The sequence below is a fragment of the Streptomyces sp. NPDC016851 genome (assembly GCF_055562795.1).
The window spans coordinates 1-26,107 of sequence record NZ_JBVHEP010000019.1; the positions used below are offsets into that span (position 1 = coordinate 1).

At 72.6% G+C, this 26,107-nt stretch carries 27 protein-coding genes and 1 riboswitch; of the genes, 13 read left to right on the plus strand and 14 right to left on the minus strand.

Annotated features, from left to right (window positions below; all coding sequences use genetic code 11):
• Positions 1 to 141: 141 nt before the first annotated feature.
• From ACZ3I3_RS27225 to ACZ3I3_RS27235, 3 genes are all read right to left on the minus strand, one after another.
• Positions 142 to 615 (minus strand): C40 family peptidase, encoded by a 474-nt coding sequence (locus ACZ3I3_RS27225; protein ID WP_356923774.1) that lies wholly within the window; start codon positions 613 to 615, stop codon positions 142 to 144.
• A 3-nt stretch (positions 616 to 618) separates the two neighbouring features.
• Positions 619 to 790: riboswitch (cyclic di-AMP (ydaO/yuaA leader) on the minus strand.
• A gap of 377 nt (positions 791 to 1,167) precedes the next feature.
• Positions 1,168 to 1,476 (minus strand): hypothetical protein, encoded by a 309-nt coding sequence (locus tag ACZ3I3_RS27230; RefSeq protein ID WP_467369326.1) that lies wholly within the window; start codon positions 1,474 to 1,476, stop codon positions 1,168 to 1,170.
• Positions 1,477 to 1,483: 7 nt separating this feature from the next.
• The gene (locus ACZ3I3_RS27235; protein WP_467369328.1) at positions 1,484 to 2,119 is read right to left on the minus strand and encodes an ATP-dependent Clp protease proteolytic subunit; all 636 of its coding nucleotides are present in this window, start codon (positions 2,117 to 2,119) and stop codon (positions 1,484 to 1,486) included.
• 106 nt (positions 2,120 to 2,225) lie between these two features.
• On the opposite strand from ACZ3I3_RS27235, the gene ACZ3I3_RS27240 reads away from it, so the two are divergent.
• Positions 2,226 to 2,522: a type II toxin-antitoxin system Phd/YefM family antitoxin gene (locus ACZ3I3_RS27240; RefSeq protein ID WP_467369330.1), complete on the plus strand. Its 297-nt coding sequence runs from the start codon at positions 2,226 to 2,228 to the stop codon at positions 2,520 to 2,522.
• Positions 2,523 to 2,604: 82 nt separating this feature from the next.
• Here ACZ3I3_RS27240 and ACZ3I3_RS27245 read toward each other — a convergent pair whose 3' ends face one another.
• The gene (locus tag ACZ3I3_RS27245; RefSeq protein WP_467369332.1) at positions 2,605 to 3,597 is read right to left on the minus strand and encodes an ABC transporter permease; all 993 of its coding nucleotides are present in this window, start codon (positions 3,595 to 3,597) and stop codon (positions 2,605 to 2,607) included.
• 142 nt (positions 3,598 to 3,739) lie between these two features.
• Between ACZ3I3_RS27245 and ACZ3I3_RS27250 the strand changes: the two genes are divergently transcribed.
• The 7 genes from ACZ3I3_RS27250 (at position 3,740) to ACZ3I3_RS27280 (ending at position 9,061) form a co-directional block, all read left to right on the plus strand.
• Positions 3,740 to 4,387: a TetR/AcrR family transcriptional regulator gene (locus ACZ3I3_RS27250; protein WP_467369334.1), complete on the plus strand. Its 648-nt coding sequence runs from the start codon at positions 3,740 to 3,742 to the stop codon at positions 4,385 to 4,387.
• Positions 4,388 to 4,504: 117 nt separating this feature from the next.
• Positions 4,505 to 4,807, plus strand: coding sequence for an urease subunit gamma (locus ACZ3I3_RS27255; protein ID WP_010355509.1), 303 nt, complete (start codon positions 4,505 to 4,507; stop codon positions 4,805 to 4,807).
• Between the two features lie 13 nt (positions 4,808 to 4,820).
• Positions 4,821 to 5,132 (plus strand): urease subunit beta, encoded by a 312-nt coding sequence (locus ACZ3I3_RS27260; RefSeq protein WP_467369336.1) that lies wholly within the window; start codon positions 4,821 to 4,823, stop codon positions 5,130 to 5,132.
• Positions 5,125 to 6,846, plus strand: coding sequence for an urease subunit alpha (locus tag ACZ3I3_RS27265; protein WP_467369338.1), 1,722 nt, complete (start codon positions 5,125 to 5,127; stop codon positions 6,844 to 6,846). Before ACZ3I3_RS27260 ends, ACZ3I3_RS27265 begins: the two co-directional genes overlap by 8 nt.
• 10 nt (positions 6,847 to 6,856) lie before the next feature.
• The gene (locus tag ACZ3I3_RS27270; protein ID WP_467369339.1) at positions 6,857 to 7,531 is read left to right on the plus strand and encodes an urease accessory protein UreF; all 675 of its coding nucleotides are present in this window, start codon (positions 6,857 to 6,859) and stop codon (positions 7,529 to 7,531) included.
• Positions 7,532 to 7,610: 79 nt separating this feature from the next.
• Complete coding sequence (gene ureG / locus ACZ3I3_RS27275) at positions 7,611 to 8,300, plus strand: urease accessory protein UreG (RefSeq protein ID WP_467369341.1); 690 nt, start codon at positions 7,611 to 7,613, stop codon at positions 8,298 to 8,300.
• Positions 8,282 to 9,061: an urease accessory protein UreD gene (locus ACZ3I3_RS27280; RefSeq protein ID WP_467369343.1), complete on the plus strand. Its 780-nt coding sequence runs from the start codon at positions 8,282 to 8,284 to the stop codon at positions 9,059 to 9,061. The genes ureG and ACZ3I3_RS27280 overlap by 19 nt, the downstream gene beginning before the upstream one ends.
• An 8-nt stretch (positions 9,062 to 9,069) precedes the next feature.
• Here the strand turns inward: ACZ3I3_RS27280 and ACZ3I3_RS27285 are convergent, their stop codons facing one another.
• The gene (locus ACZ3I3_RS27285; protein ID WP_467369344.1) at positions 9,070 to 10,095 is read right to left on the minus strand and encodes an NAD-dependent epimerase/dehydratase family protein; all 1,026 of its coding nucleotides are present in this window, start codon (positions 10,093 to 10,095) and stop codon (positions 9,070 to 9,072) included.
• 127 nt (positions 10,096 to 10,222) lie between these two features.
• Entirely contained in the window at positions 10,223 to 10,945 is a 723-nt protein-coding gene (locus tag ACZ3I3_RS27290) for a lysophospholipid acyltransferase family protein (RefSeq protein ID WP_356923763.1), read from the minus strand.
• Positions 10,946 to 11,264: 319 nt separating this feature from the next.
• Here ACZ3I3_RS27290 and ACZ3I3_RS27295 point away from each other — a divergent pair, with 319 nt between their 5' ends.
• Positions 11,265 to 11,720 (plus strand): RpiB/LacA/LacB family sugar-phosphate isomerase, encoded by a 456-nt coding sequence (locus ACZ3I3_RS27295; RefSeq protein WP_467369346.1) that lies wholly within the window; start codon positions 11,265 to 11,267, stop codon positions 11,718 to 11,720.
• A gap of 7 nt (positions 11,721 to 11,727) precedes the next feature.
• Here the strand turns inward: ACZ3I3_RS27295 and ACZ3I3_RS27300 are convergent, their stop codons facing one another.
• The 5 genes from ACZ3I3_RS27300 to ACZ3I3_RS27320 form a co-directional block, all read right to left on the minus strand.
• Entirely contained in the window at positions 11,728 to 12,969 is a 1,242-nt protein-coding gene (locus ACZ3I3_RS27300) for a PP2C family protein-serine/threonine phosphatase (RefSeq protein WP_467369348.1), read from the minus strand.
• 67 nt (positions 12,970 to 13,036) lie between these two features.
• The gene (locus ACZ3I3_RS27305) at positions 13,037 to 15,511 is read right to left on the minus strand and encodes a SpoIIE family protein phosphatase (RefSeq protein WP_467369350.1); all 2,475 of its coding nucleotides are present in this window, start codon (positions 15,509 to 15,511) and stop codon (positions 13,037 to 13,039) included.
• Between the two features lie 169 nt (positions 15,512 to 15,680).
• Positions 15,681 to 16,934 carry an ornithine--oxo-acid transaminase gene (gene rocD / locus ACZ3I3_RS27310; protein WP_467369352.1) on the minus strand — a complete coding sequence of 418 codons (1,254 nt, stop codon included), beginning with the start codon at positions 16,932 to 16,934 and terminating at the stop codon, positions 15,681 to 15,683.
• Positions 16,931 to 17,752, minus strand: a complete 822-nt coding sequence (gene ddaH / locus ACZ3I3_RS27315; RefSeq protein ID WP_467369354.1) for a dimethylargininase — start codon at positions 17,750 to 17,752, stop codon at positions 16,931 to 16,933. The genes rocD and ddaH overlap by 4 nt, the downstream gene beginning before the upstream one ends.
• 126 nt (positions 17,753 to 17,878) lie before the next feature.
• A complete protein-coding gene (locus ACZ3I3_RS27320) occupies positions 17,879 to 18,394 on the minus strand; it encodes an Lrp/AsnC family transcriptional regulator (protein ID WP_467369356.1) in 516 nt (171 codons plus the stop codon).
• 119 nt (positions 18,395 to 18,513) lie between these two features.
• Between ACZ3I3_RS27320 and ACZ3I3_RS27325 the strand changes: the two genes are divergently transcribed.
• The 4 genes from ACZ3I3_RS27325 (at position 18,514) to ACZ3I3_RS27340 (ending at position 22,605) form a co-directional block, all read left to right on the plus strand.
• A complete protein-coding gene (locus tag ACZ3I3_RS27325; RefSeq protein ID WP_467369358.1) occupies positions 18,514 to 19,263 on the plus strand; it encodes a LytR/AlgR family response regulator transcription factor in 750 nt (249 codons plus the stop codon).
• A gap of 2 nt (positions 19,264 to 19,265) precedes the next feature.
• Complete coding sequence (locus ACZ3I3_RS27330) at positions 19,266 to 19,625, plus strand: hypothetical protein (protein WP_467369620.1); 360 nt, start codon at positions 19,266 to 19,268, stop codon at positions 19,623 to 19,625.
• A gap of 65 nt (positions 19,626 to 19,690) precedes the next feature.
• Complete coding sequence (locus tag ACZ3I3_RS27335; RefSeq protein WP_467369360.1) at positions 19,691 to 21,403, plus strand: sodium/solute symporter; 1,713 nt, start codon at positions 19,691 to 19,693, stop codon at positions 21,401 to 21,403.
• Complete coding sequence (locus tag ACZ3I3_RS27340; protein ID WP_399415014.1) at positions 21,400 to 22,605, plus strand: sensor histidine kinase; 1,206 nt, start codon at positions 21,400 to 21,402, stop codon at positions 22,603 to 22,605. Before ACZ3I3_RS27335 ends, ACZ3I3_RS27340 begins: the two co-directional genes overlap by 4 nt.
• Before the next feature lie 21 nt (positions 22,606 to 22,626).
• Here the strand turns inward: ACZ3I3_RS27340 and ACZ3I3_RS27345 are convergent, their stop codons facing one another.
• Genes ACZ3I3_RS27345 through ACZ3I3_RS27355 form a run of 3 tightly spaced genes read right to left on the minus strand, consistent with a single transcriptional unit; the run spans position 22,627 to position 26,024 of the window.
• Entirely contained in the window at positions 22,627 to 22,806 is a 180-nt protein-coding gene (locus ACZ3I3_RS27345) for a hypothetical protein (RefSeq protein ID WP_467369362.1), read from the minus strand.
• A gap of 13 nt (positions 22,807 to 22,819) precedes the next feature.
• Positions 22,820 to 24,634 (minus strand): serine/threonine-protein kinase, encoded by a 1,815-nt coding sequence (locus ACZ3I3_RS27350; protein WP_467369364.1) that lies wholly within the window; start codon positions 24,632 to 24,634, stop codon positions 22,820 to 22,822.
• Positions 24,635 to 24,677: 43 nt separating this feature from the next.
• Positions 24,678 to 26,024 (minus strand): DUF6777 domain-containing protein, encoded by a 1,347-nt coding sequence (locus tag ACZ3I3_RS27355; protein ID WP_467369366.1) that lies wholly within the window; start codon positions 26,022 to 26,024, stop codon positions 24,678 to 24,680.
• Positions 26,025 to 26,107: the final 83 nt, after the last annotated feature.

Genomic DNA, 26,107 nt, shown 5'->3' on the forward strand with positions numbered 1-26,107 from the left:
GGGGGGGGGGGGTGGGGGGGGGCCCGGGGGGGGGGGGGTGGGGGGGGTGGGGCGGGGTGGGGGGGTGTGAAACCGTATGGGGGGTTTGGGGGGGGGGGGGGGGGGGGGCGGGGGGGGGGGCCCCCCCCCACGCCGGGCGGATCACTTCACGCGCCCGTACCAGACGCTCTTGGTCCAGATCTTCTGCAGCCGCACCACGTCCCCGCTCTTGGGGGAGTGCCAGAGCTTGTTCTTACCCGCGTAGATACCCACGTGGTACACGTTGCTGCCCGAGTGGAAGAACACCAGGTCTCCCGCCTTGCGGTTCTTGGCGGAGATGTGGCGCGTCTTGTTGTACTGCTGGGCGGCCGTGCGGGGGAGCTTCTTGCCGGCCTTCTTGAACGAGTACAGCGTGAGCCCGGAGCAGTCGAACCTGTGCGGGCCGGTGGCCCCGTACTTGTAGGGCGAACCCTTTTTCGAGGCCGCGATCTGGAGTGCCTTGGTCGCCGGTGTGGCTGCCGCTGCTTCGGAGGAGAAGCCGGGGGCCACGATCGAGCCGCCCACGGCGGCGATGGTGAGGGCCGAGGCCGTACCGGCCCGGACCATCAGCGACGGGACACGATTGAGCGCAGTCATGCGCAACCCTTCGTCAGCCGCCTGTGAAGGATGACCTGTCGGATTCGGGCTGGCGAAGTTGCCCGGCCGCTGACGCGGCTTCACCCCAAGGGCTGCTCGGGTCCGGTCATGGCGTGACCGTCCCGGCGACCCGTCGTGCTTGGGTCCTCCACTCCTGCCGATGCACTTCTGTCGACCGGTCATCCAGGCGGCGGCAGGACTCGGCGTCCGCCCGGACCGCCCCGCCGCTGTGGCGGGGGCTTGTCGTCAGACAGGGATCTTGGCTCATGCATGTCCGGAAATCCCAACGGAACCGGGGATTTGTGTTGTTACTCACCACTCACCCGTTCGGGTGGACACGTATGTGTTCGAGCCACCGTCCACGGGCCCGTGGACCGCCGGACCAGCAATGGAATGTCCCATTCCGCCCCTCGGCTACGCGCGTTGCGCAACTGCGAGGGCCCAAAAACATGACTCCCGTCTACTCCGAACAGGGGTACGTCATTCGGTCCGTTTGGACTCAGGCCCGGACGCTCCGCCGGCGGGGCGGGCGTCCGGGCCGGCGCATCCGCGTCAACTGACGGACTGCGGGGGCAGGGTGACGCGTGCCGTGCGCCGCTCGCCGTCCAGCACCCGCAGCGCCCGGCCGAGGGTGCCGGCGTGCAGTTCCGTCTCACCCCGCTGGTGCATCAGGGTCAGTGCGTCACGCAGTGCGGCCGCCTTGCCCACCAGGGCCTGGGCGGCGCGCAGTCCGCGGTACGTGTCGCCGGGCAGGGCCGGGTTGATCCGGCCGAGCAGGTCGACGACCTCCAGGTAACGGTCGATCAACTCCGCCTCGGCGCGGGTCAGTGCGGGCAGCGGCGGCAGTTCGGGCGGGAGCACCGGCGGCTCACTCTCCGGTCGGCGGGGCCAGGGTGGCGTTGCGGTGGGGGACGATCCGGTCCACCAGGCCGTACTCCACCGCCTCCTGGGCGGTGAGGACCTTGTCGCGCTCGATGTCCGCGCTCACCTGCTCCCGGGTGCGGCCGGTGTGCAGCGCGAGCATCTCTTCCATGCGGGTCCGGATCCGCAGCAACTCGTCGGCCTGGATCGCCAGATCGCTGGCCTGCCCGCGGACCGGCTCGGGCAGCGCGGGCTGATGGATCACCAGACGCGCGTCCGGCAGCACGGATCGCTTGCCGGGCGTGCCCGCCGCCAGCAGCACCGAGGTGGCCGCGCCGGCCTGCCCCAGGCAGACCGTCTCCACGTCGCAGGCGACGTACTGCATCGTGTCGTAGAGGGCCGCCATGGCGTGGAAGGTGCCGCCGGGGGAGTTGATGTAGAGCGAGATGTCGCGGTCGGGGGCCTGGTGTTCGAGGTACATGAGCTGGGCCATCACGTCGTTCGCCGAGGTCTCGTCCACCGGCGTCCCGAGGAAGACGATCCGCCCCTCCAGGAGCTTGGAGTACGGGTCCATCGTCCGTTGCCCGGATGTCGTGCGTTCGGTGAACTCGGGCAGCACGTGACGGGCGGACGGTCGGGTCATGGCGAACCCCTCCTCGCGGGCAGAGCCGTCTCCGGCGGCAGCCGTCTTCCGCGACGGCTGTCTCTGTAAAAAATGTACAGGACGTACGTGCCGTTATGATGGGGACATGGCCTACGAGATTCCGGTGACGCAAGCCAGGGCTGAGCTCGCCGACCTGATCAACCGCGTGGTGTACGGCGGTGAACGCGTCGTCGTCACCCGGCACGGCAAGCCCCTCGTCGCCCTCGTCTCAGCCGATGACCTGCGGCGACTCGACGAGACCCAGGAACTCGCGGAGCCCGCGGCGCTCGCGGAGGAGCAGGTGATCAGCGCGGTCTCCACGGTCCGCGAGGTCGCGTCCGCTCCTGGCGAACCCCAGCGGTTCGGCATCGCGGCGGAGCACCGGAGGCCCGGCCCGGCCTGATGAAAGACCGTGCGTCCCCGTCCGCTGCAGCGGGGACACACGGTCGCTTGCTGTGACGCTGCCCGGGCGCGGCGGGCGGTGGTCAGCCGACGGCCGACAGTTCCCGCCGGTCGGGCGCGTGCTCACTGCCCGTCTTCCGTGTCCGCAGCGAACCGCCGAGCAGTACGGCACCCAGGCCCAGCGCCGCCCACCAGGTCAGGGTCAGTGCAGGGCCGGTCGCCGCCGCACCGTCGAAGTACGACACCGAGCGCAGCAGCGTCGTACCCGCGCCGGGCGGCAGCCACTGGCCGATCGCGCCGGCCGGCTCCGGCAGCATCTGCGGGGCCGAAGTGGCGCCCGAGAAGGGGTTGCCCAGCAGCATCACCACCGCGGCGCCGATGCCCGTGCCGGCGGGGCCGACCAGGGCGGCGAGGCCGGCGACGGCACTGCCGACGGCCAGCGTGGACAGGCCGAGCACCGCTGCCTCCGCCCACCAGTCGCCGCCGAGCGCCCCGAGCCAGCTGTGCGCGATCCCGGCCGCAACCATGCCGACCAGGGCGGACGCGCCGAGCAGCGCGAGCACGGCCCGGACGCCGCGCAGCCCCAGCAGGGTGATCATCGCGCCCGCCGCGATGCCGGCCAGGGCGAGCGGCAGTACGGCGGCGTTCAGCACCGCGCCGCGCGGATCACTGGCGGGGGTGGGCGCGACGTCGACCGTCTCGACCTGTGTGCCCCCGGCGGCGGCCTGCTGCGCCACGGCCTGCTGGAGGAACTGTGCGACAGCCGGTCCGGCCGCGGACGCGGTGAGCAGTTCGGGTCCCCGGGGCGTGACCACGACGGCGCCGTAGACGCTCCGGTCCTCGATGGCGTCCCGGGCGGCGGCCTCGTCGGCGTAGCGGTGGATCTCGAAGGCGCCCTCGTGCCGCTCCAGCTGCCGCTCCACCTGGGCCGCCGCGGTGGGCGGTCCGGCCACGCCCAGCGGCAGGTCGCGGGGTGCTGTACGGGAGGCCGGCCAGGCGAAGGCCCACAAGGCGAGGGCCGCCAGGACGGGCACGAGGACGACGACCGCGATCGGTCGGCGGTTGCGGGAAGGCATGAGGGTCTCCTGAAGCGAGCGGAACCGGAGCCGGAGCTGGAGAGGGAACTAAAAAGAAGGATCGTTCGTTTTTGCTCTGCTCCCACCGTGCTCCGCCAGTGGTGGCTTGTCAAGAATGAATATTCGTTTTACGTTGGGGATCATGGCCCGCGTGTCCCAGGAACATCTCGACGCCCGCCGCCGCCAGATCCTCGACGGCGCCGCGCTCTGCTTCGCCCGCAACGGCTTCCACGCCACGTCCATGCAGGACGTGCTGAAGGAGGCCGACCTCTCGGCGGGTGCGGTGTACCGCTACTTCAGCGGCAAGGAGGAGTTGATCGGCGCGATCGTCGCCGAGGTGCTCGGGTCGGTCCGCGGAGCCTTCGAGGAGGCGGCCCGGCAGAGTCCGCCCCCGCCGCCCGACGAACTCGTCGCCTCCGTCCTCGGCAAGACGCTCGCCGCTCGTGAGTCCCTGGTCGTCGACGGCCGGCCCGCCTTTCCGCGGCTCGTCATCCAGGTGTGGACGGAGACGCTGCGCAACGAGGAGCTCGCGGCCCTCCTGCGGGAGGGCTACGGCTCGGTTCGCGCGACCTGGGGGAGGATCGTCGAGGGCTACCAGGCGGCCGGGATGATGCGGGCGGACGTGGCGCCGGACCATGTGGCCCGCACGATGATCGCCGCCGTGCTGGGGTTCATCGCACAGCAGTCCCTCTTCGGGCCGGCGCCGGTCGAGGTCCTCCGGGACGGTCTGCGGGCACTGATGAGCATGCGGGACGAGGACACCGCAAGCGGTGGATCACAGCTCGGTTAACGTGCCCGAAACGCGGTCCAATTAGCCTGCCGCCACGCCACCAGGGCTTTTCCCCTGCCCCTGGGGCTGCGGCAGCCGGGCCCCGCACGGTCCGGAGCGAGGACTGTGAGGTGGGACGTGCAACTGACCCCGCACGAGCAAGAGAGGCTGCTGATCCACGTGGCGGCCGACGTGGCCGAGAAGCGCCGGGCCCGAGGGCTGAAGCTCAACCACCCCGAGGCGGTCGCGCTCATCACGTCGCACATCCTCGAAGGCGCGCGTGACGGCCGTACCGTCGCCGAGCTCATGGCCTCCGGGCGCAAGCTGCTCACCAGGGACGACGTCATGGAGGGCATCCCGGAGATGATCCACGACGTCCAGGTCGAGGCCACCTTCCCGGACGGCACCAAGCTCGTCACCGTCCACGACCCGATCGTCTGACGGGGAGGCCGCCGTGATTCCCGGAGAGATCCTCTTCGCCGACGAACCGATTGCGTACAACGAGGGCCGTGAGATCACTCGGCTCACCGTCCTCAACGCAGCCGACCGGCCCGTCCAGGTCGGCTCCCACTACCACTTCGCCGAGGCCAACCCCGGTCTGGAGTTCGACCGCGCCGCCGCGCGCGGCAAGCGGCTGAACGTCGCCGCCGGCACGGCCGTGCGCTTCGAACCCGGGATCCCCGTCGACGTCGAACTCGTTCCGCTGACCGGCGCCCGCGTCGTGCCCGGTCTGCGCGGGGAGATTGGAGGAGCCCTCGATGCCTGAGATCTCACGTGCCGCGTACGCCGACCTGTTCGGCCCGACGACCGGCGACCGGATCCGGCTCGCCGACACCGATCTGCTGGTCGAGATCGAGGAGGATCGTTCCGGCGGTCCCGGGCTCGCCGGTGACGAGGCCGTGTTCGGCGGCGGCAAGGTCATCCGCGAGTCCATGGGCCAGGCGCGCGCCACCCGTGCGGAGGGCACCCCGGACACCGTCGTCACCGGCGCGGTGATCATCGACCACTGGGGCATCGTCAAGGCCGACGTCGGCATCCGCGACGGGCGGATCACCGGGATCGGCAAGGCCGGCAACCCCGACACCATGGACGGCGTGCACCCGGACCTGGTCATCGGCCCCGAGACCGAGATCATCGCCGGCAACGGGCGGATCCTCACGGCGGGCGCGATCGACGCCCACGTGCACTTCATCTGCCCGCAGATCGCCGACGAGGCACTGTCCGCGGGCATCACGACACTCGTCGGCGGCGGTACCGGCCCCGCCGAGGGCTCCAAGGCCACCACCGTCACCCCCGGGCCCTGGCACCTGGCGCGGATGCTGGAGGCCATGGAGGCCCACCCGCTCAACATCGGCCTCCTCGGCAAGGGCAACACCGTCTCCCACGAGGCGATGCTGTCGCAGATCCGGGGCGGCGCACTCGGCCTGAAACTGCACGAGGACTGGGGTTCGACCCCGGCCGTCATCGACGCCTCGCTGACCGTCGCCGGGCAGACCGGCGTCCAGGTCGCCATCCACACGGACACCCTCAACGAGGCCGGGTTCGTCGGCGACACGCTCGCCGCGATCGCCGGGCGGGGCATCCACGCGTACCACACCGAGGGCGCGGGCGGCGGGCACGCGCCGGACATCATGACCGTGGTCTCCGAGCCGCACGTGCTGCCGAGCTCCACGAACCCGACCCGGCCGTTCACCGTCAACACCGCCGAGGAACACCTCGACATGCTGATGGTGTGCCACCACCTCAACCCGGCCGTCCCGGAGGACCTGGCCTTCGCCGAGTCCCGGATCCGGCCCTCCACGATCGGCGCCGAGGACATCCTGCACGACCTCGGCGCGATCTCGATCATCTCCTCCGACTCCCAGGCCATGGGGCGCGTGGGCGAGGTCGTCATGCGGACCTGGCAGACCGCCCATGTGATGAAGCGGCGCCGGGGCGCGCTGCCCGGGGACGGCCGCGCCGACAACCGCCGGGTACGCCGCTATGTCGCCAAGTACACGATCAACCCGGCGCTCGCCCAGGGCCTGGCCCGGGAGATCGGGTCGGTGGAGAGCGGCAAGCTGGCCGACCTGGTGCTGTGGGAACCGGCCTTCTTCGGCGTCAAGCCGCACCTCGTCATCAAGGGCGGGCAGATCGCCTACGCGCAGATGGGCGACGCCAACGCCTCGATCCCCACACCGCAGCCGGTCCTGCCGCGCCCGATGTTCGGGGCGATCGGGCGGGCACCCGCCGCCAACTCCCTCAACTTCGTCGCCCCCTTGGCCGTCGAGGACGGCCTGCCGGAGCGGCTCGGCCTCGGCAAGCGGTTCGTGGCGATCGAGTCGACGCGCGGGGTCACCAAGGCCGACATGCGGGAGAACGACGCCCGGCCCGAGGTCCGGGTCGATCCCGACAGCTTCGCCGTGCACATCGACGGCGAGCTGGTCGAGGCGGCGCCGGCGGCCGAACTGCCCATGACCCAGCGGTACTTCCTGTTCTGAGGACGTCCTGATGTCACGTGCGGCACTTCTCGTCCTGGCCGACGGCCGGTTCCCCGCCGGTGGTCACGCCCACTCCGGCGGGGCGGAGGCGGCGGTCAAGGCCGGGCGGATCAGTGGGGCGGCGAGTCTGGCGGAGTTCTGCCGGGGGCGGCTGCACACGGCAGGTTCGATGGCGGCCGCCCTCTCGGCGGCGGCCGCGCTGGGGATCGACCCCGTCGCGCTGGACCGTGCCGCGGACGCCCGTACGCCCTCGCCCGCGCTGCGCGTCGCCGCGCGCAAGCTGGGGCGGCAGCTGATGCGGGCCGCCCGGACGACCTGGCCCTCCGCGGAACTGGACGCTCTGGCCCGGCAGTTCCCCAAGGGGGCCCACCAGCCGGTGGTGCTCGGCCTGGCGGCACGGGCCGCCGGGCTGGGCCCGGTCGACGCGGCATACTGCGCGGCGTACGAGTGCGTCAGCGGGCCCGCCACGGCGACGGTGCGGTTGCTGAGTCTGGACCCCTTCGACGCGACGGCGGTGCTGGCCCGGCTGGCGCCGGAGGTGGACCGCGTCGTGGACCGGGCGGTGGAAGCGGCGCGGAGGGTGGTCGACGAGGGGGTCGACGCGCTGCCGGCGGGGTCGGCGCCGTTGCTGGAGATCGGGGCGGAGATACACGCGGGCTGGCCCGTGCGGCTGTTCGCCTCCTAAGCAGATCATCCCTTTACGCGAATCACTCGAATCACGCGAATCACTCGAATCATTCGGACAAGAACGCAGGAGCCGCCCCATGCACCTCGGCCACGACCACTCCCACGACGGCCCCGGCGCCGTGAGCGCCGACGCCCTGCGGCCCGACGGCGGCCGACGGGCCCTGCGGATCGGACTCGGAGGGCCCGTCGGGTCCGGGAAGACCGCCACCGTCGCGGCGCTGTGCCGCGCGCTGCGGGACGAGCTGTCCCTCGCGGTCGTCACCAACGACATCTACACCCGCGAGGACGCCGAGTTCCTGCTCCGCGAGGCCGTGCTGCCGCCTGAGCGGATCACCGCGGTGGAGACGGGAGCCTGCCCGCACACCGCGATCCGGGACGACATCTCCGCCAACCTGGAAGCGGTGGAGGACCTGGAGGACGCCGTCGGGCCGCTGGACCTGGTCCTCGTGGAGTCCGGTGGGGACAACCTCACCGCGACCTTCTCCAAGGGGCTCGTCGACGCCCAGATCTTCGTGATCGACGTGGCGGGGGGCGACGACATTCCGCGCAAGGGCGGGCCGGGCGTGACCACCGCCGACCTGCTCGTCGTCAACAAGACCGACCTCGCCCCCTACGTCGGCTCCGACCTGGCGCGGATGGCGGCCGACGCCAAGGCGCAACGGGCCGAACTGCCGGTCGTCTTCCAGTCGTTGCGCGGCGAGCCCGGGGTGACGGAGGTCGCCGCCTGGGTGCGTGCGCAGCTCGCCGCGTGGGCGGCACGAGCGTGACCAGCGCCGGTGTGCGGTCCGTCGCGAGGATCGTCGCCCGGGACGACGGCCGGGGCGGGACGGCCCTGCCCGTGCTGGAGAGCGACGGACCGCTGGCGCTGCGGCGCACCAGGGGCAGTGGTGCCCAGGCGCGGGTCATGCTGGTCGGAGCGATGAGCGGGCCGCTCGGCGGGGACCATTTCACCGTGCGGGCCCGGGTGGAGGAGGGTGCGCGGCTGACCGTCGGCTCGGCCGCCGCCACCATCGCCCTGCCGGGGCAGGCCAAGGGAGAGGCCCGCTACGACGTCCGGCTCGACGTCGCCAACGGGGCCGAACTGCAGTGGCTGCCTGAGCAGTTGATCTCCGCCCGGGGCAGCGACCTGCACGTGACGACCCGCGTCGAGCTGGCCGCCACGGCCCGGCTGGTGCTGCGCGAGGAGCAGGTGCTCGGGCGTGCCGGTGAGGAACCCGGGCGGCTGACGAGCCGGCTGACCGTGCGGGTCGCCGGGCAGGCCGTGCTCGACCAGGAACTGGCCTGCGGGCCCGGTGCGCCGGGCGGCTGGGACGGCCCGGCGGTGCTCGCGGGTCATCGCGTGGTCGGGCAACTGATCGTCGTAAGCCCGGAGTTCGCCGCCGAACCGGTGCCGGCCCGGGCACTCGGGGAAGGGGCCTGTCTCGTCCCGCTCGCCGGCCCTGCCGCCCTGGTGACCGCCGTGGCGCCGGACGCGCTGCGGCTGCGGCGGCTGCTCGACGAGGCACTGGCGTCACTCGCGCGGTCGTAGGCTTCCGCTCACGCCCCGAACCAGGCGTCCTCCGCCGCGTAGTCGAACAGGTCCGGGTAGACCCGTGCCAGAGTCGGGAACGCGTCCTTCCAGTCCTGCCCGGACAGGTGGCGCGCGAGCCAGTCGACCGTCTCCGGCAGGCTCTCGGAGTAGGACACGACCGGCCGGTAGCCCAACTCCCGTTCCGCCGCCGTCATGTCGAACACCACCGGCAGCTCCACCGACCAGGGCGAGCTGCCCACGGACGGTGAGGGTGCCGCCCCGCCCACCAGGACGGTCTGCGTCTCCACCCCCATCACCGCGTCCACCGCCGCCCCGATCCCGGCCACCGTCGGCGGCTGCGGATCACAGGCGTTGAGCACACGGGAGCCGGGCCGGGCGGCCGCCAGCCGGATCAGTTCGGCGATGTTGCGGGCGGCCGACGGGTGGAAACGGCTCTCGCCCCGGTAGGCGAGCACCCGCCTGCGCCGGCCGTCGAGATTCCGTTTCACGAAGTACAGCTCGCGGGGGAGCGGGCTGTGGGGACCGTGGATCGCGCCCGCGCGCAGCAGGGTCGTGGGCAACCGGTCGCCCGCCGCGAGGAGTTCCCTCTCCAGGGCGGCCTTGCCGGTGCTGTAGGTGGCGTCCCCCGGCGGGACCGTCGGCTGGTCCTCCCGTACGGGCACGGGGTATCGGGGGAAACCGCCCGGCTCGCTCATCGTGTCGAAGCCGCGGCCCGTGCCGTCCTCGTACACCGACACCGTCGACACGACCACGGCCGAGCCGATGCGGTCGGCCAGACCGGTCAACTGCCGTGCGTGCCGGGTCCCGTAGGCGACGATGTCGACCACCAGGTCGCAGCCGTCACCGACCAGCGCGCCGAGCGCCGCGTCGTCCTCGCGGTCCAGCCGCACCGCCCGCACCTCGCCGGGCCAGCTCTCGTCCCGTGCCCCGCCGCGCGACGCGGCCGTCACCTCCCAGCCGTCCCGCGCCAGCGCCTCCACCGCCGGCCTGCCTATCTGCCCGGCCGCCCCGATCACCACAGCACGTCTCATGACGCGACCGTAGACGGTAAAGACGGCCGGGGAGACGGCTTCTGCCGACGGCAGAGGCTCAAGGGGCCGACAGCAGACACCTCACATGGCCGACGGCGGGTGCTTCACATGGCCGACGGCAGACGCCTCAAGTCAGCGGCAGGCGAGGGAACTTCCGCTCCTTCGCGGCGGCCGCGGCCTCCTCGGCCTTCACGACGGCCGCGTACTGGTCGACGTACTCCTGCTCGGACAGGGAGAGGATCGCGTACATGATCTCGTCGGTGACGGCCCGCAGGATGGCCTTCTCGTTCTCCATGCCCTCGTAGCGGGAGAAGTCGAGGGGCTTGCCGAAGCGGATCACGACGGGGTGGACGTTGGGGATGACCTTGCCGGGCGGCTGGGCCTCGAAGGTGCCGATCATCGCGCACGGGATGACCGGGACGCCGGCCTTGAGGGCCATGACCGCGACGCCCACCTTGCCCTTGTAGAGCCGGCCGTCGTGCGAGCGCGTGCCCTCCGGGTAGATGCCGAGCAACTCGTCCTTGCTCAGGACGCCGAGGCCCTCGCGGATCGCGGCCTGCCCGGCGTCCTTGCCGGAGCGGTCCACGGGGATCTGCCCCGCGCTGCGGAAGAACGACGCCGTCAGGCGGCCCTTGATGCCCGGGCCCGTGAAGTACTCGGCCTTCGCGAGGAAGGTGATGCGCCGCTTGAGGACCGCGGGCATCAGGAAGTGGTCCGAGAACGACAGGTGATTGCCGGCGATGATGGCGGCACCCTCCGAAGGAACGTGCTCCAGGCCTTCTATCCGAGGCCGGAAAACCAGTCTCAGCAGCGGCCCCAGCAGCACGTATTTCAGCAGGTAGTAGAACAAAGCGGGCGCTCCTCGACTCTTGCGGTGGACTCAACCGCCGCGTTCCAGCAGGTCAACCGGCATGTCGTGGGGTGCCAGTGTAGGTGCAGGCGTGGCCACCGGGCACCTCGCGCGACCGGACCGGGCCGATCCTTTGCCGATTGACTGACGGTCAGTCAGGGAGGTGCGTCCGGTGGTGCTCCTGCGGCTGGGGAGAACCGCGGGACCAGCGTGCTGCGCCACACGGGTGACCGGCAAGCCGAACGGGCGGCGTGGCGGGATCCGAGGGGTGCCTGGCCAACCGCTGGTTCTTGCGGCCCCGCCGAGTACTCTGCGAAGCATGCGGATCTCTGTTTCCTCGGACATGGACGAGCCCGTCGCCCGCTCCCTCGTGGCAGCGCTGCGCGAGCGAGGACACGAGGTGCGCCCGCACGGCGCGCTGCGTCCCGGGGACGACCCCCAGTGGGCGGTGTGCTCTCAGGCCGCGGCCCGCGAGGTCGCCGACGGGACGGCCGACCAGGCCGTGGTGTGCTGCTGGACCGGCACGGGCGCTTCCATCGCCGCGAACAAGGTGCCGGGTGTCCGGGCCGCCCTGTGTACCGACGCCTACACGGCCGACGGGGCCCGCCGCTGGAACGACGCCAACGTCCTGGCGCTCAGTCTGCGGCTCACCTCCGAGCCGCTGCTGAAGGAGATCCTCGACGCGTGGTTCGCCGGCGAGCCCAGCGCGGACGCCGAGGACCGGCAGAACGTGGACCGCGTCCGGCTGCTCGACCACGGCAACAACCGCCGGTAGGTCGCGGTCACAGCCGCACGACGATCAGTGCGGTGTCGTCGGTGGCGCCGCCGGGCGGCAGCAGTTCCAGCAGGACGGTGTCGGCGAGACGCTCGGGATCCTGCTCCCGGTTCCGGTACAGCGCGTCGGCGAGACGGGCCAGGCCGGTGTCGATGTCCTCGCCCCGCCGCTCGACCAGGCCGTCGGTGTAGAGCACGAGCGTGGCACCCGGCGTGAAGGCCGTCTCCGCCTGAGGCCTGGGGATCGGGTCGGGGCGGGCGTCGAGCGGGGTGTCCGTGGCCCCGTCGAGGAACTCGGCGCGGCCACAGGGGTCGACCAGCAAGGGCGGGAGATGACCGGCGCTGCTGTAGGTGATGGTGTGCCGGTCGAAGTCGATGAAGGTCGTCACGGCGGTCGCCGACTCGGCGCCCTCGACCACATGGGCGTAGCGCCCCAGCACGTCCAGGGCCTGGGCCGGGCCCTCGGCGACCCGGGAGGCCGCGCTGAGCGCGCTGCGCAGCTGGCCCATGACACCGGCGGCCCTCAGTCCGTGTCCCACCACGTCGCCCACCGACACGCCGACGCGGTGCCCGTCGACCAGGTCGACCAGGTCGTACCAGTCCCCGCACACGTTGAGCGCGCCCACGGCCGGCCGGTACCGGACGGCGGCCCGGTGGTGGGGGCTGACCTGACGGCGGTCGGGCAGCATCGCCTCCTGGAGGGCCAGCGCCACCTCCCGCTCCCGGGAGTGGGCCTGCCGCAACCGCTCGTTGAGCTCCTGGAGCTCACGGGCGCGCGTGTACAGCTCGGCTTCCAGGACCCGGGACCGGCCGCCCCGGCCTGACCCCGAGCGGCCCCGGGCCCGGATCAGCTCCGTGACCTCCTCGACACGGTGCAGGATCAGCGTCACCTTGCCGTCGGGGCCGGGCAGCGGCGCGTTCACCGGACTCCAGTAGCGCTCCTGCCACTCCCCGGGACGCTCGGGGTCCTCGACGTCGTAGCGCTGGAGGGCCATGGCGTCACGCTCCCCGGTCGCCAGGACCCGGTACAGCGAGGCCTCCAGGTTGCGCATGCCCGTCGAGGCCGGGTCGTTGGGGTTGTCGGGGAAGACGTCGAACAGGTAGTGCCCGATGAGCTGCTCGCGGGAGCGGCCGGACGCCCGGACGAACTCCTCGTTCACGTCCGCGTACACCAGCTCGGGTGTCAGCAGCGCCACCATGCCGGGCAGGGCCTGGAACACCGCCGCGTAGTCGATCGCCGAATCCGTCATGGCCGCCGCCTCACCACTGCCGGGGTCAGACCAGTTTCCCACGGTATGGGGGCATCCGGCCTCGACTTCACTCCCCGAGCGCCGCCATGGGCACCTCGGGGAGCTCCGTCAGCGACTGCTCCGCCCAGATGATCTTCCCGTCCTGGACGAACCGCGTGCCCCACCGCTGGGTCAGCTGCGAGACCAGCAGCAGACCGCGCCCGCCCTCGTCCGTCGTACGGGGATGGCGCAGATGGGGCGCGGTCGCGCCGGTGTCGAAGACCTCGCAGACCAGGGCGCGCTCCCGGATCAGGCGGAGCCGGATGGGTCCGGTGGCGTGCCGGATGGCGTTGGTGACCAGCTCGCTCACCACCAGTTCCGTGGTGAACGCCAGCTCCTCCAGCCCCCAGCGGGCCAGCTGCCGGGTGGCCCTGCGGCGGGCGTCGGCGACGAGGGCCGGGTCGGGGTCCAGGTCCCAGGCCGCGACCTGCTCGGCGCCGAGACGTTTCGTCCGGGCCATCAGCAGCGCCACGTCGTCGTACGGGCGCGCCGGGACCAGGGCGTCGACGACGTGCCGGCAGTGCGCCTCCAGCGGGCCCGCCCCTTCCAGCGCCCCGCGCAGCCGTTCCCGGCCGGCGTCGACGGCCCAGGTCTCGGACCGGGCCAGCAGCCCGTCCGTGTGCAGGGCGAGGGTGCTGCCCTCCTCGAGGGACAACTCGACCGCCTCGAAGGGCGGACCGCCCACGCCGAGCGGCGGCCCCTGCGGAAGATCGACGAAGCCGACCGAGCCGTCGGGCAGGACCACGGCCGGCACCGGATGGCCCGCGGCGGCCATCGCGCACCCGCCGTCGACCGGGTCGTAGACGACGTACACACACCCCGAGCCCACGCACTGCGTGCCCGCGGACCCCGCCGCGCCCGGCTCGGCGCCCTCTTCCCGGGCCGACCGCGCCACCAGGTCGTCGAGGTGCGCCAGGACCTCCTCCGGCGGCAGGTCCTGAGCGGCCAGCGTCCGTACGGCCGTGCGCAACTGCCCCATGGCCGCGGCGGCGTCGATGCCGTGCCCGGGCACCTCGCCCACGACGAGCGCGACGCGTGCCCCCGACAGCGGGATGAGGTCGTACCAGTCGCCGCCCAGGCCGGTCAGCTCGTCGGCCGGCCGGTAGCACGCGGCCACCTCGACCGCGTCCAGCTCGGGCAGCCGGTGGGGGAGCAGACTGCGCTGGAGGACGAGCGCGGCGTCGCGCTCGCGCGTGTAGCGCCGGGCGTTGTCCACGCAGACGGCCGCGCGGGAGACGAGGTCCTCGGCCAGCCGCAGGTCCTCCTCGTCGAAGGGCTCCCGGCCGTGGCGCCGGAAGAAGGTGGTGATGCCCAGCGTGGTGCCGCGGGCCCGGACCGGCACGACCATCACGCTGTGCAGGCCCAGCTCCGAGAACGTGGGCCGCGGGCCGCCCGGGACGTCCGTGACCCACACCCGGTCCCGTGGATCGAGCCGCTCGGCGTGCCACGTCCGTCCCGTGGCCAGACAGCGGACCGGGGGCGACCCGGCCGGGTACGTCGCGATCTCGCCGATCCCGACGACGGCCTGCGGGACGCTCTCCTCCGTGGACCGGTGGCCCGTCCGGCGCAGTGCTACCGGATCGGTGTCCGCGAGCGGCCCGGGCGTCACCTCGGCGCCCCGCAGCACCGTCTCCAGCAGGTCCACGGTGACGAGGTCGGCCAGTCCCGGCACGGCCACGTCGGCCAGTTCCTGCGCGGTGCGCGTGAGGTCCAGGCTGCGGCCGATGGTCTCGTTGGCGCGGTCCAGGAGCGCCAGCCGCTGCCGGGCGCGGTGCCGCTCGGTCATGTCGACGACCGTGTAGTACACGCCCATCGGGCGGCCCCGGTCGTCCTCGAGCCGGGTGAACGACAGCATGTGCGCGGTCTCGCGCAGCGGCGCCGACACCACACGGCCCACGTGCTCGTACCCGACCACCGCCTCACCGGTCTCCAGCACGTGCCGCATCTGCGCCTCGACCGCCTGGGCGTCCAGGCCCGGCTGCACGTCCGCGAAGCGCAGGCCGAGCCGCCGGGCCGGCGGTCCGCCGCCGAACTGCTCCAGGGCGGCGTTCGACCACACGAACCGCAGGTCCGTGTCCACGATGGCGATACCGACCGGGGCGTCGGACACCATCCGTTCCAGCACCGTGCGGCTCATGTCCCAGCCGGGCGCGTCGGCCAGCTCCGACAGCAGCACCAGCCAGCGCTCGCCGCCGTGCGCCTCCTCGGCCGGGGTGATCCGGGCCGCGACCCTCACGGGCCGGCCGTCCCTGTGGCGGGCCGTCAGCAGCCCCGTCCAGCCGCCGTCCCTGCGGCACCGCTCGACCAGGTCCGGCACGCGCTGCGCGTCCTCGGCCGTCAGCAGGTCCGCCAGCTTCCTGCCGACCGCCTCGACGGCCGGGTACGCCAGCAGCCGCCTGGCCTCGCCGGTCCAGCCCGTCACCACGCCCTGCGGATCGAGCAACAGGGGCACGGCGTCGGCCACGTCGAACCGCCGCCGACCGTACTCCTCGTGTGCGCCCACGGCCGACCTCTCTGTCGCTGAGAGTGGTCTACCACCTCTTGCCTCAATCTTCACCCTTCCGGCCTGCGGGGGCGGCTTGTACGGGGCCGGTCGGGGTGGCTGGTGGCGCGCTCGGCCCGGCGGAGGCCGTCCCGCTGCAGGGGCGCCTCCGCCGTAACCTCCTGTCCTCTTACCGCAGCACCTTCTCCAGCGTCCCCAGCGCCCCTTCGAGTTCCTCGCCCGTGATCGTGAGCGGTGGGGCCAGGCGGATCGTGGAGCCGTGGGTGTCCTTGACCAGGATTCCCTCGCGCATGAGGCGTTCGCTGATCTCGCGGCCCGTGCCGAGCGCGGGGTCGATGTCGACGCCCGCCCACAGGCCCCGCGAGCGGAATCCGACGACACCCTTGCCGACCAGGCCCGTCAGACCGTCCCGCAGCACCGCGCCCAGCTCGGTCGCCCGGCGCTGGAACTCGCCCGTCTCCAGCAGCTCGACGACCGCCGTGCCGACCGCTGCCGCCAGCGGGTTGCCGCCGAAGGTCGACCCGTGCTCCCCGGGGTGCAGCACTCCGAGCACCTCCCGGCGTCCGACCACCGCGGACACCGGCACGATGCCGCCGCCCAGCGCCTTGCCCAGCAGCACCACGTCCGGCACGACCGACTCGTGCTCCACCGCCAGCGTGCTGCCCGTACGGCCGAGCCCGGACTGGATCTCGTCCGCGATGAACAGACAGCCCTTGCGGCGGGTGAGCTCCCGTACGCCGGCCAGATAGCCGTCGTCCGGGATGATCACGCCCGCCTCGCCCTGGATCGGCTCGATCAGCACCGCCGCCGTCGTCTCGTCGACCGCCGCCTCCAGCGCGGCCAGGTCGTTGTACGGCACGATCCGGAAGCCCGGCGTGAAGGGCCCGAAGCCCGCCCGGGCGGTCTCGTCCGTGGAGAAGCTGACGATCGTCGTCGTACGGCCGTGGAAGTTGTCCGCCGCGACCACGATCGTGGCCCGGTCGGCCGGGACGCCCTTGACGTCGTAGGCCCACTTGCGGGCCACCTTCACCCCGCTCTCCACCGCCTCCGCACCGGTGTTCATGGGCAGCACCATGTCCGTCCCGGTCAGCGCCGCCAGCCGCTCCGCGAACTCGGCGAGCCGGTCGTTGTGGAAGGCCCGCGAGGTCAGGGTCAGCCGGTCGAGCTGGCGGTGGGCGGCCTCGATCAGCGCCGGGTGCCGGTGCCCGAAGTTGAGCGCCGAGTAGCCGGCCAGCATGTCGAGGTAGCGCCGCCCCTCCACGTCCTCCACCCAGGTGCCCTCGGCACGGGCGACGACCACGGGCAGCGGGTGGTAGTTGTGCGCGAGGACCGGCTCCTCCGCGCGGATGAGCTCCTGCGAGCCACGGGTCTCCCGCGAGCCACGGCTCTCCTGCGGGTCCTCGGTGCGGACGGGTGCGGTCATGAGCGGATCTCCCGGATCTCCTGGGTGCAGCACTTGATGCCGCCACCGGCCTTCTGGAACTCGGACAGGTCGACGGGGACGGGGACGTAGCCACGGTCGGCGAGTTGGCCGGCCAGGGCCGTCGCCCCCGGTGAGATGAACACGTGCCGCCCGTCGGAGACGGAGTTGAGCCCGAACGCCATCGCGTCCTCGCGGTCGGCGAGCACCGCGTCCGGGTACAGCCGGGCCAGCACCTCGCGGCTGCCCGGCGAGAACGCCTCGGGGTAGTAGGCGATGGTGTCGTCGTCGAGGACGAACAGCGCAGTGTCGAGGTGGTAGAAGTACGGATCCACCAGCGTCAGGCTGATCACCGGCACCCCGAAGTACTCCTGCACCTCGCTGTGCGCCTCCCGGGTCGTGCGGAAGCCCGTCCCCGCCAGGATCCAGCGGCCGGCCGGCACCAGGTCGCCCTCGCCCTCGCACACCGACTCGGGGTGGTAGACCTCGTGGCCCTCCGACTTGAACCACGCCTCGTACGGCACGGACTCGGGGCGGCGCTCGGGCGCGTGGAAGAGCGAGCCGAAGACGCGGCCGTCGACGACGACCGCCGCGTTCGCGGCGAAGACCATGTCGGGCAGACCGGGAACGGGTTTCACAGTGTCCACGGTATGGCCGTGGGCACGGTAGGTGTCGACCAGTGCCTGCCACTGGTCCAGGGCGCGGATGACGTCGACGGGTTCGCCGGGACGCATCCACGGGTTGATCGCGTACTGCACGGCGAAGTGTCTGGGTTCGCAGACGAGGTAGCGCCGCCGGCGCGGCACACGGGAGTCGGGCACAGAGGGGTCCCTCCGCTTCCTCACGGTGTGTGACTGTGGGTTGACACAACGGTAGGAACTGACGGAGGTGCCCGACAAGGAACAAAGGTTGCGCGTCCACGCAGGAACACTGCGTCTCGAGGCCGGTCAGCGCACGTCTGCTGCGCCGCCCGGGACCGCCTCCGGCGCCGGCTGGCTGGCGCCCGCCTCAGGGCTCTCGGGAAGCAGATGGGAGAGCACCATCACGCTGATCGTCTTCCGGATGAACGGCTCCTGGCGGATCCGCTCCAGTACCTCCTCGAAGTGCTCCACGTCCCGCGCCCGCACGTGCAGCAGCGCGTCCGCACCGCCCGTCACGGTCATCGCCGCGGTGATCTCCGGGTGGTTGCGCACCACCTCCGCGAGCCGCCGCGGCGGGGCGGCGCCCTCGCAGTACACCTCGACGTAGGCCTCGGTCCGCCAGCCCAGCGCCGACGGCTTCACCGTGGCCGTGAACCCGGTGATCACGCCCGTCTCCCGCAGCCGGTCGACCCGGCGCTTGACCGCCGTGGCCGACAGCCCGATCGCCGTGCCGATCTCGGCGAAGGACGTCCGGGCGTTCGCCATCAACGCGGTGATGATCTTCCGGTCGAGTTCGTCGAACGCCGTGGACCTGCTGTTCATGCGGGCACTGTATCCACGGGCATCCCGGCCCGCGCCCGGCCCGGCGCGGGCACCTCACCCTGGGGCAACGTCCACCGGCACATGTCCAGACGTACGGATCGCCCCTACACTCCGGGTTCATGCTGCGTGCCCTGGCTGTCGACGACGAACGCCCCTCGCTGGAGGAGCTGCTCTACCTGCTGCACGCGGACCCCCGCATCGGCAGCGCGGAGGGCGCCGGTGACGCGACCGAGGCGCTGCGCCGCATCAACCGGGCCCTGGAGTCCGGTCCGGGTGGGCCCGAGGCGATCGACGTCGTCTTCCTCGACATCCAGATGCCCGGCCTCGACGGCCTCGACCTGGCCCGGCTGCTCACCGGGTTCGCCCGGCCGCCGCTCGTCGTGTTCGTCACCGCCCACGAGGACTTCGCCGTCCAGGCCTTCGACCTCAAGGCCGTCGACTACGTCCTCAAGCCCGTCCGCAAGGAACGGCTGGGCGAGGCCGTACGACGTGCCGCCGAGCTCCGTGGCGCCGCGCCCCGCATCCCCGTGAGCGAGCCCGACCCCGACCACATACCCGTCGAGCTGGGTGGCGTGACCCGTTTCGTGGCCGTCGACGACATCACCCACGTCGAGGCGCAGGGCGACTACGCCCGGCTGCACACCGACAAGGGCAGCCACCTGGTCCGCATCCCGCTGTCCACCCTGGAGGAGCGCTGGCGCTCGCGCGGCTTCGTCCGCATCCACCGCCGCCACCTCGTCGCCCTGCGCCACATCGGCGAACTCCGCCTCGACGCCGGCACCGTCAGCGTCCTGGTCGGCTCCGAGGAGCTCCAGGTCAGCCGGCGCCACACGCGCGAACTGCGCGACCTGCTCATGAGGAGGACGTGACGGTGCCCCAGGACCACACCGAGCGCCGCGTCGTCGTCACCGGCCCGCCCCGCCAGCACCGCAGGGCCTCGGGCTACTACCGCCCGCGCACCGAGATCGACGAGCAGACCACCCTCGGCCACACTTACGTCCGCTCCCTGATGCGCACCCAGCTGCGCGCCGCGCTCACCGTCTTCGCGGTCCTCGGCCTGCTCATCGGCCCGCTCCCGCTGCTCTTCGCGGCGATGCCCGACACCCGCCGCCTGGAGTGGGCCGTCCTCGGCTTCGGCCTCTACGCCCCGCTGGTCCTGCTCGCCCGCTGGTACGTCCGCCGCGCCGAGCGCAACGAGCGCGACTTCGTACGCCTCGTCGAAGACCGATGACCGACCGATGACCGATGACCGACCGATGACCGACGACCGATGAACAACGATCGAACTGGCGCCCGATGAACTCCAACTACGTCGTCCCCGCCGTCGCCCTGGTCGTCGTCGCGACGGTCCTGGTCGGCGCCTTCGGTCTGCGCATCTCCCGCACCACCTCCGACTTCTACGTCGCCTCCCGCACCGTCGGCCCCCGCCTCAACGCCGCCGCCATCAGCGGCGAGTACCTCTCCGCCGCCTCCTTCCTGGGCATAGCGGGCCTCGTCCTGGTCCAGGGCCCCGACATGCTCTGGTACCCGGTCGGCTACACCGCCGGCTACCTGGTCCTGCTCCTCTTCGTCGCCGCCCCGCTGCGCCGCTCCGGCGCCTACACGCTCCCCGACTTCGCCGAGGCCCGCCTCGCCTCCCAGTCCGTGCGGCGGCTGGCCGGAGCCTTCGTCGTCGGCGTCGGCTGGCTGTATCTGCTGCCCCAGCTCCAAGGGGCCGGACTGACCCTGACCGTGCTGACCGGGGCGCCCGACTGGGTCGGCGGAGTGATCGTCGCCGTCGTCGTGACCGCCACCGTCGCCGCCGGCGGCATGCGCAGCATCACCTTCGTCCAGGCCTTCCAGTACTGGCTGAAACTCACCGCGCTGCTCGTCCCCGCCCTGTTCCTGGTCCTGGCCTGGCAGAGCGACGGAGCCCCCCGTCACGCCTTCGACGAACCGGCCACCTTCCGCGAGCAGCGCGTCGTCCGCGTCGGCGACAGCATCGACCTGAAACTGGACCGGCCCCTCACCGTCACGGTGACCGGCACCGTGGACGGCCGCACCCACACCGACACCCGCCTCGAACTCCCCGCCGGCACCCACCGCGTCGAACGCGGCACCCGGCTCACCTTTGCCGAGGGAGCGGCCGTCCCCGAGGCGCAGCGCAGCGGCGGCGGCGACCTGTCGCCCGCACAGGCCGAGAGCCGCGAGGAACGCCCGCTGTACGCCACGTACGGGCTGATCCTCGCCACGTTCTTCGGCACCATGGGCCTGCCGCACGTCGTGGTCCGCTTCTACACCAGCCCGCACGGCGTCGCCGCCCGCCGCACCACCGTCGCGGTCCTCGGCCTGATCGGCGCCTTCTACCTCCTGCCGCCCGTCTACGGCGCACTCGGCCGCCTCTACGCCCCCGAACTCACCCTCACCGGCGACACGGACGCCGCCGTCCTGCTCCTGCCCGAGCGCATCATCGGGGGAGTGGGCGGCGATCTGCTGGGCGCGCTGGTGGCGGGCGGCGCCTTCGCCGCGTTCCTGTCCACGGCCTCGGGGCTCACCATGGCGGTCGCGGGCGTGCTCACCCAGGACGTGCTGCCCGCGCGGGGCGTACGGCACTTCCGGCTCGGGACCGTCCTCGCGATGGCCATGCCCCTCGCGGCGAGCGTCCTGGTCGGCGGGCTCCCGGTCGCCGACGCGGTGGGGCTCGCCTTCGCCGTGTCCGCGTCGTCGTTCTGTCCGCTGCTCGTCCTCGGCATCTGGTGGCGGCGGCTCACCCCGCCCGGCGCGGCCGCCGGCATGCTGGTCGGCGGCGGCTCGGCCCTCCTCGCCGTCGCCGCGACCATGGCGGGCTACCCGGGCGAGGGCGCGCTGCACGCCCTGCTCGCCTGGCCCGCGCTCTGGTCGGTGCCGCTGAGCTTCCTCACCATGATCCTGGTGTCCCTGGCCACGCCCGGCCGGGTGCCGCCGGGCACGGCGGCGGTCCTGGCCCGGTTCCACCTGCCCGAGGAACTGCGCACGGAGGTGACGGCATGAGCGGATTCCTGGCCGGCCTGTGCGTCGCCGTGCTCCCGGTACTGGCCCTGGGCGTCTGGCTCGGCCGGCGCACGGCCCGCCCCCAGAGCCTCGGCGGACTGGGCACCCCCGTCGAACACGCCACCTTCGAGACCCTGCACACCGCCACCCTCGCCGCGCCCCCGCTACGGGCCGGACTGACGGAGGAGACCGCCCGCAAATCCGCCCGTAAACTGCGCTCCCTGCTCGGCACGGACGCCCTGTGCCTGACCGACACGAAACAGGTCCTGGTCTGGGACGGCGACGGCGCCCACCACCGCACCGAGATCATGGAACGCCTCGCCGGCCCCCTGGAGACCGGCCGTGGCGAGGCCTTCCAGCTGACCTGCGACCTCCTCGACTGCCCGGTGCGCTGGGCGGTCGTCGCCCCGCTCACCGTCGACGACCGGGTGCACGGCGCCCTGGTCGCCTGCGCGCCCCGCGAGTCCGCGGTCCTCGTCCGGGCGGCCGGCGAGGTGGCCCGCTGGGTGTCCGTCCAGCTGGAGCTCGCGGACCTGGACCAGTCCCGCACCCGCCTCATCGAGGCCGAGATCAAGGCGCTGCGGGCGCAGATATCCCCGCACTTCATCTTCAACTCGCTCGCGGTGATCGCCTCGTTCGTCCGCACCGACCCCGAGCGCGCCCGCGAACTGCTCCTGGAATTCGCCGACTTCACCCGCTACTCGTTCCGCCGGCACGGCGACTTCACCACCCTCGCCGACGAACTCCACGCCATCGACCACTACCTGGCGCTCGTGCGGGCACGCTTCGGCGACCGCCTCTCCGTCACCCTCCAGATCGCCCCGGAGGTGCTGCCCGTCGCCCTGCCCTTCCTGTGCCTCCAGCCGCTCGTCGAGAACGCCGTCAAGCACGGCCTGGAGGGCAAGGCCGACAAGTGCCACATCCAGATCACGGCCCAGGACGCGGGCGCCGAGGCCCTGGTCGTGATCGAGGACGACGGCGCGGGCATGGACCCCGGCCTGCTCCGCCGTATCCTCGCCCGCGAGGTCAGCCCCTCGGGCGGCATAGGGCTCTCCAATGTCGACGACCGGCTCCGCCAGGTCTACGGCGACGACCACGGCCTCGTCATCGAGACCGCCACGGGCGCGGGAATGAAGATCACCGTCCGGCTCCCGAAGTACCAGCCGGGCGTGCATTCGGCCGGACGGCTGATCCCGGAGTGAGCCTCAGGTGTTCAGTGAGCCTCAGGCGTTCTTCGAGGTGACCACCATCCCGAGGGTGATCAGGCCCAGGACGACCCAGCCGAACCACAGCCAGCCGTTGCTGCCGAGCGCCACCGTGTAGGCCGTCACCAGGACGAGGCCGCCCACGGTGAGGCCTCCCATGGTCTTCGTCGCGTTCGAACCGTTCGTGGAACCGGGCATCGCAACACCCTCCTCATGGTTCTTTTCCCCCCATGGTGCCCCCGTTCTGCCTCCTGACGGTGCAGACGACGACATGAGTACCGGATTTCCAGGGTCCGTCACTGGTCCACGAACCGGCTTCGTAGACGGACGGATCGAAGCCGTAGTCGCGCGGTGCCACGTCCCGGGCGCATGCCGCGTCCGACGAGGTCCGCGCCTCGGCGAGCGTCACATCGGCGCCCAGTCGGGTGAACCCGAGGACCTGCTGGTCGTACCGCCCGCCGCACGGCACCAGCCGCGCCTCCCGGTTCGAACGGACGTCCAGGCAGTCACGCTTCTGCATGGTCGCGGTGTCGGCGAACGCCGTACCGAACCTACGCCGCTCGCCGAGCGGCCCGTACAGCGGCCCGTGCGCGCCCAGCACCAGGCAGGCGGTGCGCCGCCCCGCCGCCTCGAACCCGGTGCCGGTCGGCACGACGGCGTGGCCGCGGACATCGGCGAGCCGTTCCCGCAGCTCCCGGGTCCGCTCCTCGCACCGGGCCGGCCCCAGCGTCCGTGCCTCTTCCGCCGAGGCCGCCTCGGCGAACGCCACCACCTGCCCGTCGGGCACCTTGTCCCGGCAGGTCGGATCCAGGGAGAGCCGGGGCGTGCCGGCGAACCGGGTCCCGCCCGGCCAGTCGGCGAGCACACAGTCCCCGTCCGCGAGCGGTTTCCCCAGCCCGACGGCCTCGCCGTACGGCGCCGCCGTCCCGCCGCCCGGTGTCCGGTCGGCCAGCGCGTACCAGACGCCGCCGAGCGCGAGGAGCAGCCCGAGTCCGCAGGCGGCGACGGCCCGGAGGGCGGGGGAGCGCCGGCGACGCCGTGCGCCGGGTGGGGCGACCACGGGCCCGAGATCGTCCGGTCCGGGTGAGGGCACGGGCGGGGTCTCCCACGGGGACGGCGATCCGGGGTCCGTCCGGGTCCGCTCGTACGCCTCCGCATGGGGCGTGACGAGCGCCGACAGCCCGGCCTCCGCCTCCCGGGCGGTCATCCGCAGCTCCGGGTCCTTGGCGAGCAGCCCGTGCAGCACGGGCTCCAGGGCCCCGGCCCGTGCCGGCGGATCCGGCTCCTCCATGACCACCGCCGTGAGTGCCGCCAGGTGCGACTCCCGTTCGAAGGGGCCGCGGCCCTCGACACCGAAGTACAGCGTGCAGCCCAGTGAGAACAGATCGGCGGCCGGCGTCGGCGTACCGCCCGACGCCCGCTCCGGCGCCAGGTACCCCGCCGTGCCGACCAGCACGGACGCCATCGTGTACCGCGTCTCACCGGCGTCCGGCTGCACGGAGATGCCGTAGTCGGTGAGCAGGACCCGCCCGTACGGCGAGCCCGCGCGGTCCGGCGCGAGCAGGATGTTGGCCGGCTTCACGTCCCGGTGCATCACGCCCCGCTCGTGCCCGGCGGTCAGCGCGTCCAGTACGGCGAGACCGACGCGGGCACACTCGGCCGGGGCGAGCGGCCCGCGCCGGGTCACCAGCTCCCGCAGGTCCACGGCGCCCGTCACGTACTCCATGACGATCCACGGCAGCCCCTCGTGCTCCAGCACGTCGTGCACCGTGACGACGTGCGGGTGTCCGCGCAGCCCCGCCGCGTGCCGGGCCTCCGCCCGGGCCCGCGCGACCCGCGCCTCCCGCTCGTTTCCGGCCTCGGCCGGGTCGCGGAACACGATCTCCTTCAGCGCGACCTCGCAGGCGAGTCTCTGGTCGTGGGCGAGCCAGACGTGCCCCATGCCGCCGCTGCCGAGCCGGCGCAGCAACAGATAGCGGCCGGCGATGATCCGGCCCACTCCCGACGTCGGTGATCCTGAGGACATCCGGTGACTCCAGGGTTCTCCAGGGTTCGGCGGGGGCGCGGTGCTAGACGGGGGTGCCGGGGGTGGGTGCTGTGGTCGCTGGAGCGCTGGACGCGGGCGGACTGCTCACCGGCGGCGGCGCGCTGCTCGAGACCGGTCCACCGGTCGGGGGTGAGCTGGTGACCTGCCGGGGAGGGGAGCTGGTGACCTGTGGTGGTGAGCTGGTCTCCGGGGGCGGTGCACTGCTCCTGGGCGCGGCGCTCGACGCGGGCGGCGGCACGGAGCTGGGCGGCGCCTTCGACGGGGACGGACGGGACGGCGTCGGCCCGGTGCTCGTCGTGGGCCCGGGGCTCGTCGGAGGCCTGGAGCCGGCAGGGGGACCGGACGACGCCGAGGGCGAAGGCGTCGCCGTACTCGGCGTGCTCGCCGTACTCGGCTTACGCCCCTCCGTCCCCGATTCCGCCGCCACGCTCAGTGTCACCTGCGCGCCGAACCGCAGCTCGGCCCCCGCGGCGGGGTCCGACGCGACGACGCGGGCATGCTCCGCGGGCGGCTCCGCACCCCTGAACGCGACCGCAAGCCCCGCATCGGCGAGCCGTCGGCGGGCCTCCCCGAACGTCGTCCCGGCAACGCGTGGCACGGCCCGCCGCTCCGTCGCGTCGAAACCGGCGTCGGCCTCACCGGTCGTGCCGACGGGCCGCTCGATGCCCCGGCCGGGGTCCTGGACGTCGACGAGGGCGATGCGCTCCAGCTTCCGGGGAGCGGGCCGTACGACCACCACCTCGGCACGGTCGTAACCCTGCCACTTCTCGTTGCCGTCCCCGAACGTGACGGTTATCCGGCTCGTGTCGCCCTCGAAAGGTCGCAGCGGATTCCCGCACGAACATTTGACCGACGGAAATCCGTGCTGGTCCACGAGAAGCGCGATTCCCGCCTGGAGCAGGGCGCGGAAAGGAACAGCCTTTCCCTTTTTGTAGTCGTGGTTCAGGGCGAGGGTGTCGTGACGCAGGAGAACCGGTGTGAGCCGGTCCAGATATCCCGGAATCTCGCCCTTGCGAAGGTCGAGGGCGGCCGCCCACGCCCGTGCCTTGCGATCGTTGCGCGGCGCGGTGAGGAACCGCTTCAGCCGCTCGACATCACAGATCCCCTGCTGCTTCGTCCCGCCGTACAGCCCCGGCGTATCCCCCTGCTGGAGGCCACCCGGCACGGCCCGCGACCGCACCCGGGCATCCCGGCCGAGCCCGCTGTCCTCGGCGAAGAAAGGCGCCAGGGACGGAACTCCCGCGGCCACGGCCTTCACCTCGGACAAAGACCCGCCCGAATCACACCCCCCGAGAGCCAGCAGAAAAGCGACCAGGACAGCGATCCTCCGCATCACCGCTCCCCCCTGCGGTTCCCCGACGCGTTTCATGCTACTGAAGGAAAATGCTCTCCAGTCGCGTTGTGGAGAAAGAGCAGAACGAGGAGAAACGGGCGATCCGGGGCGTGGGAAAA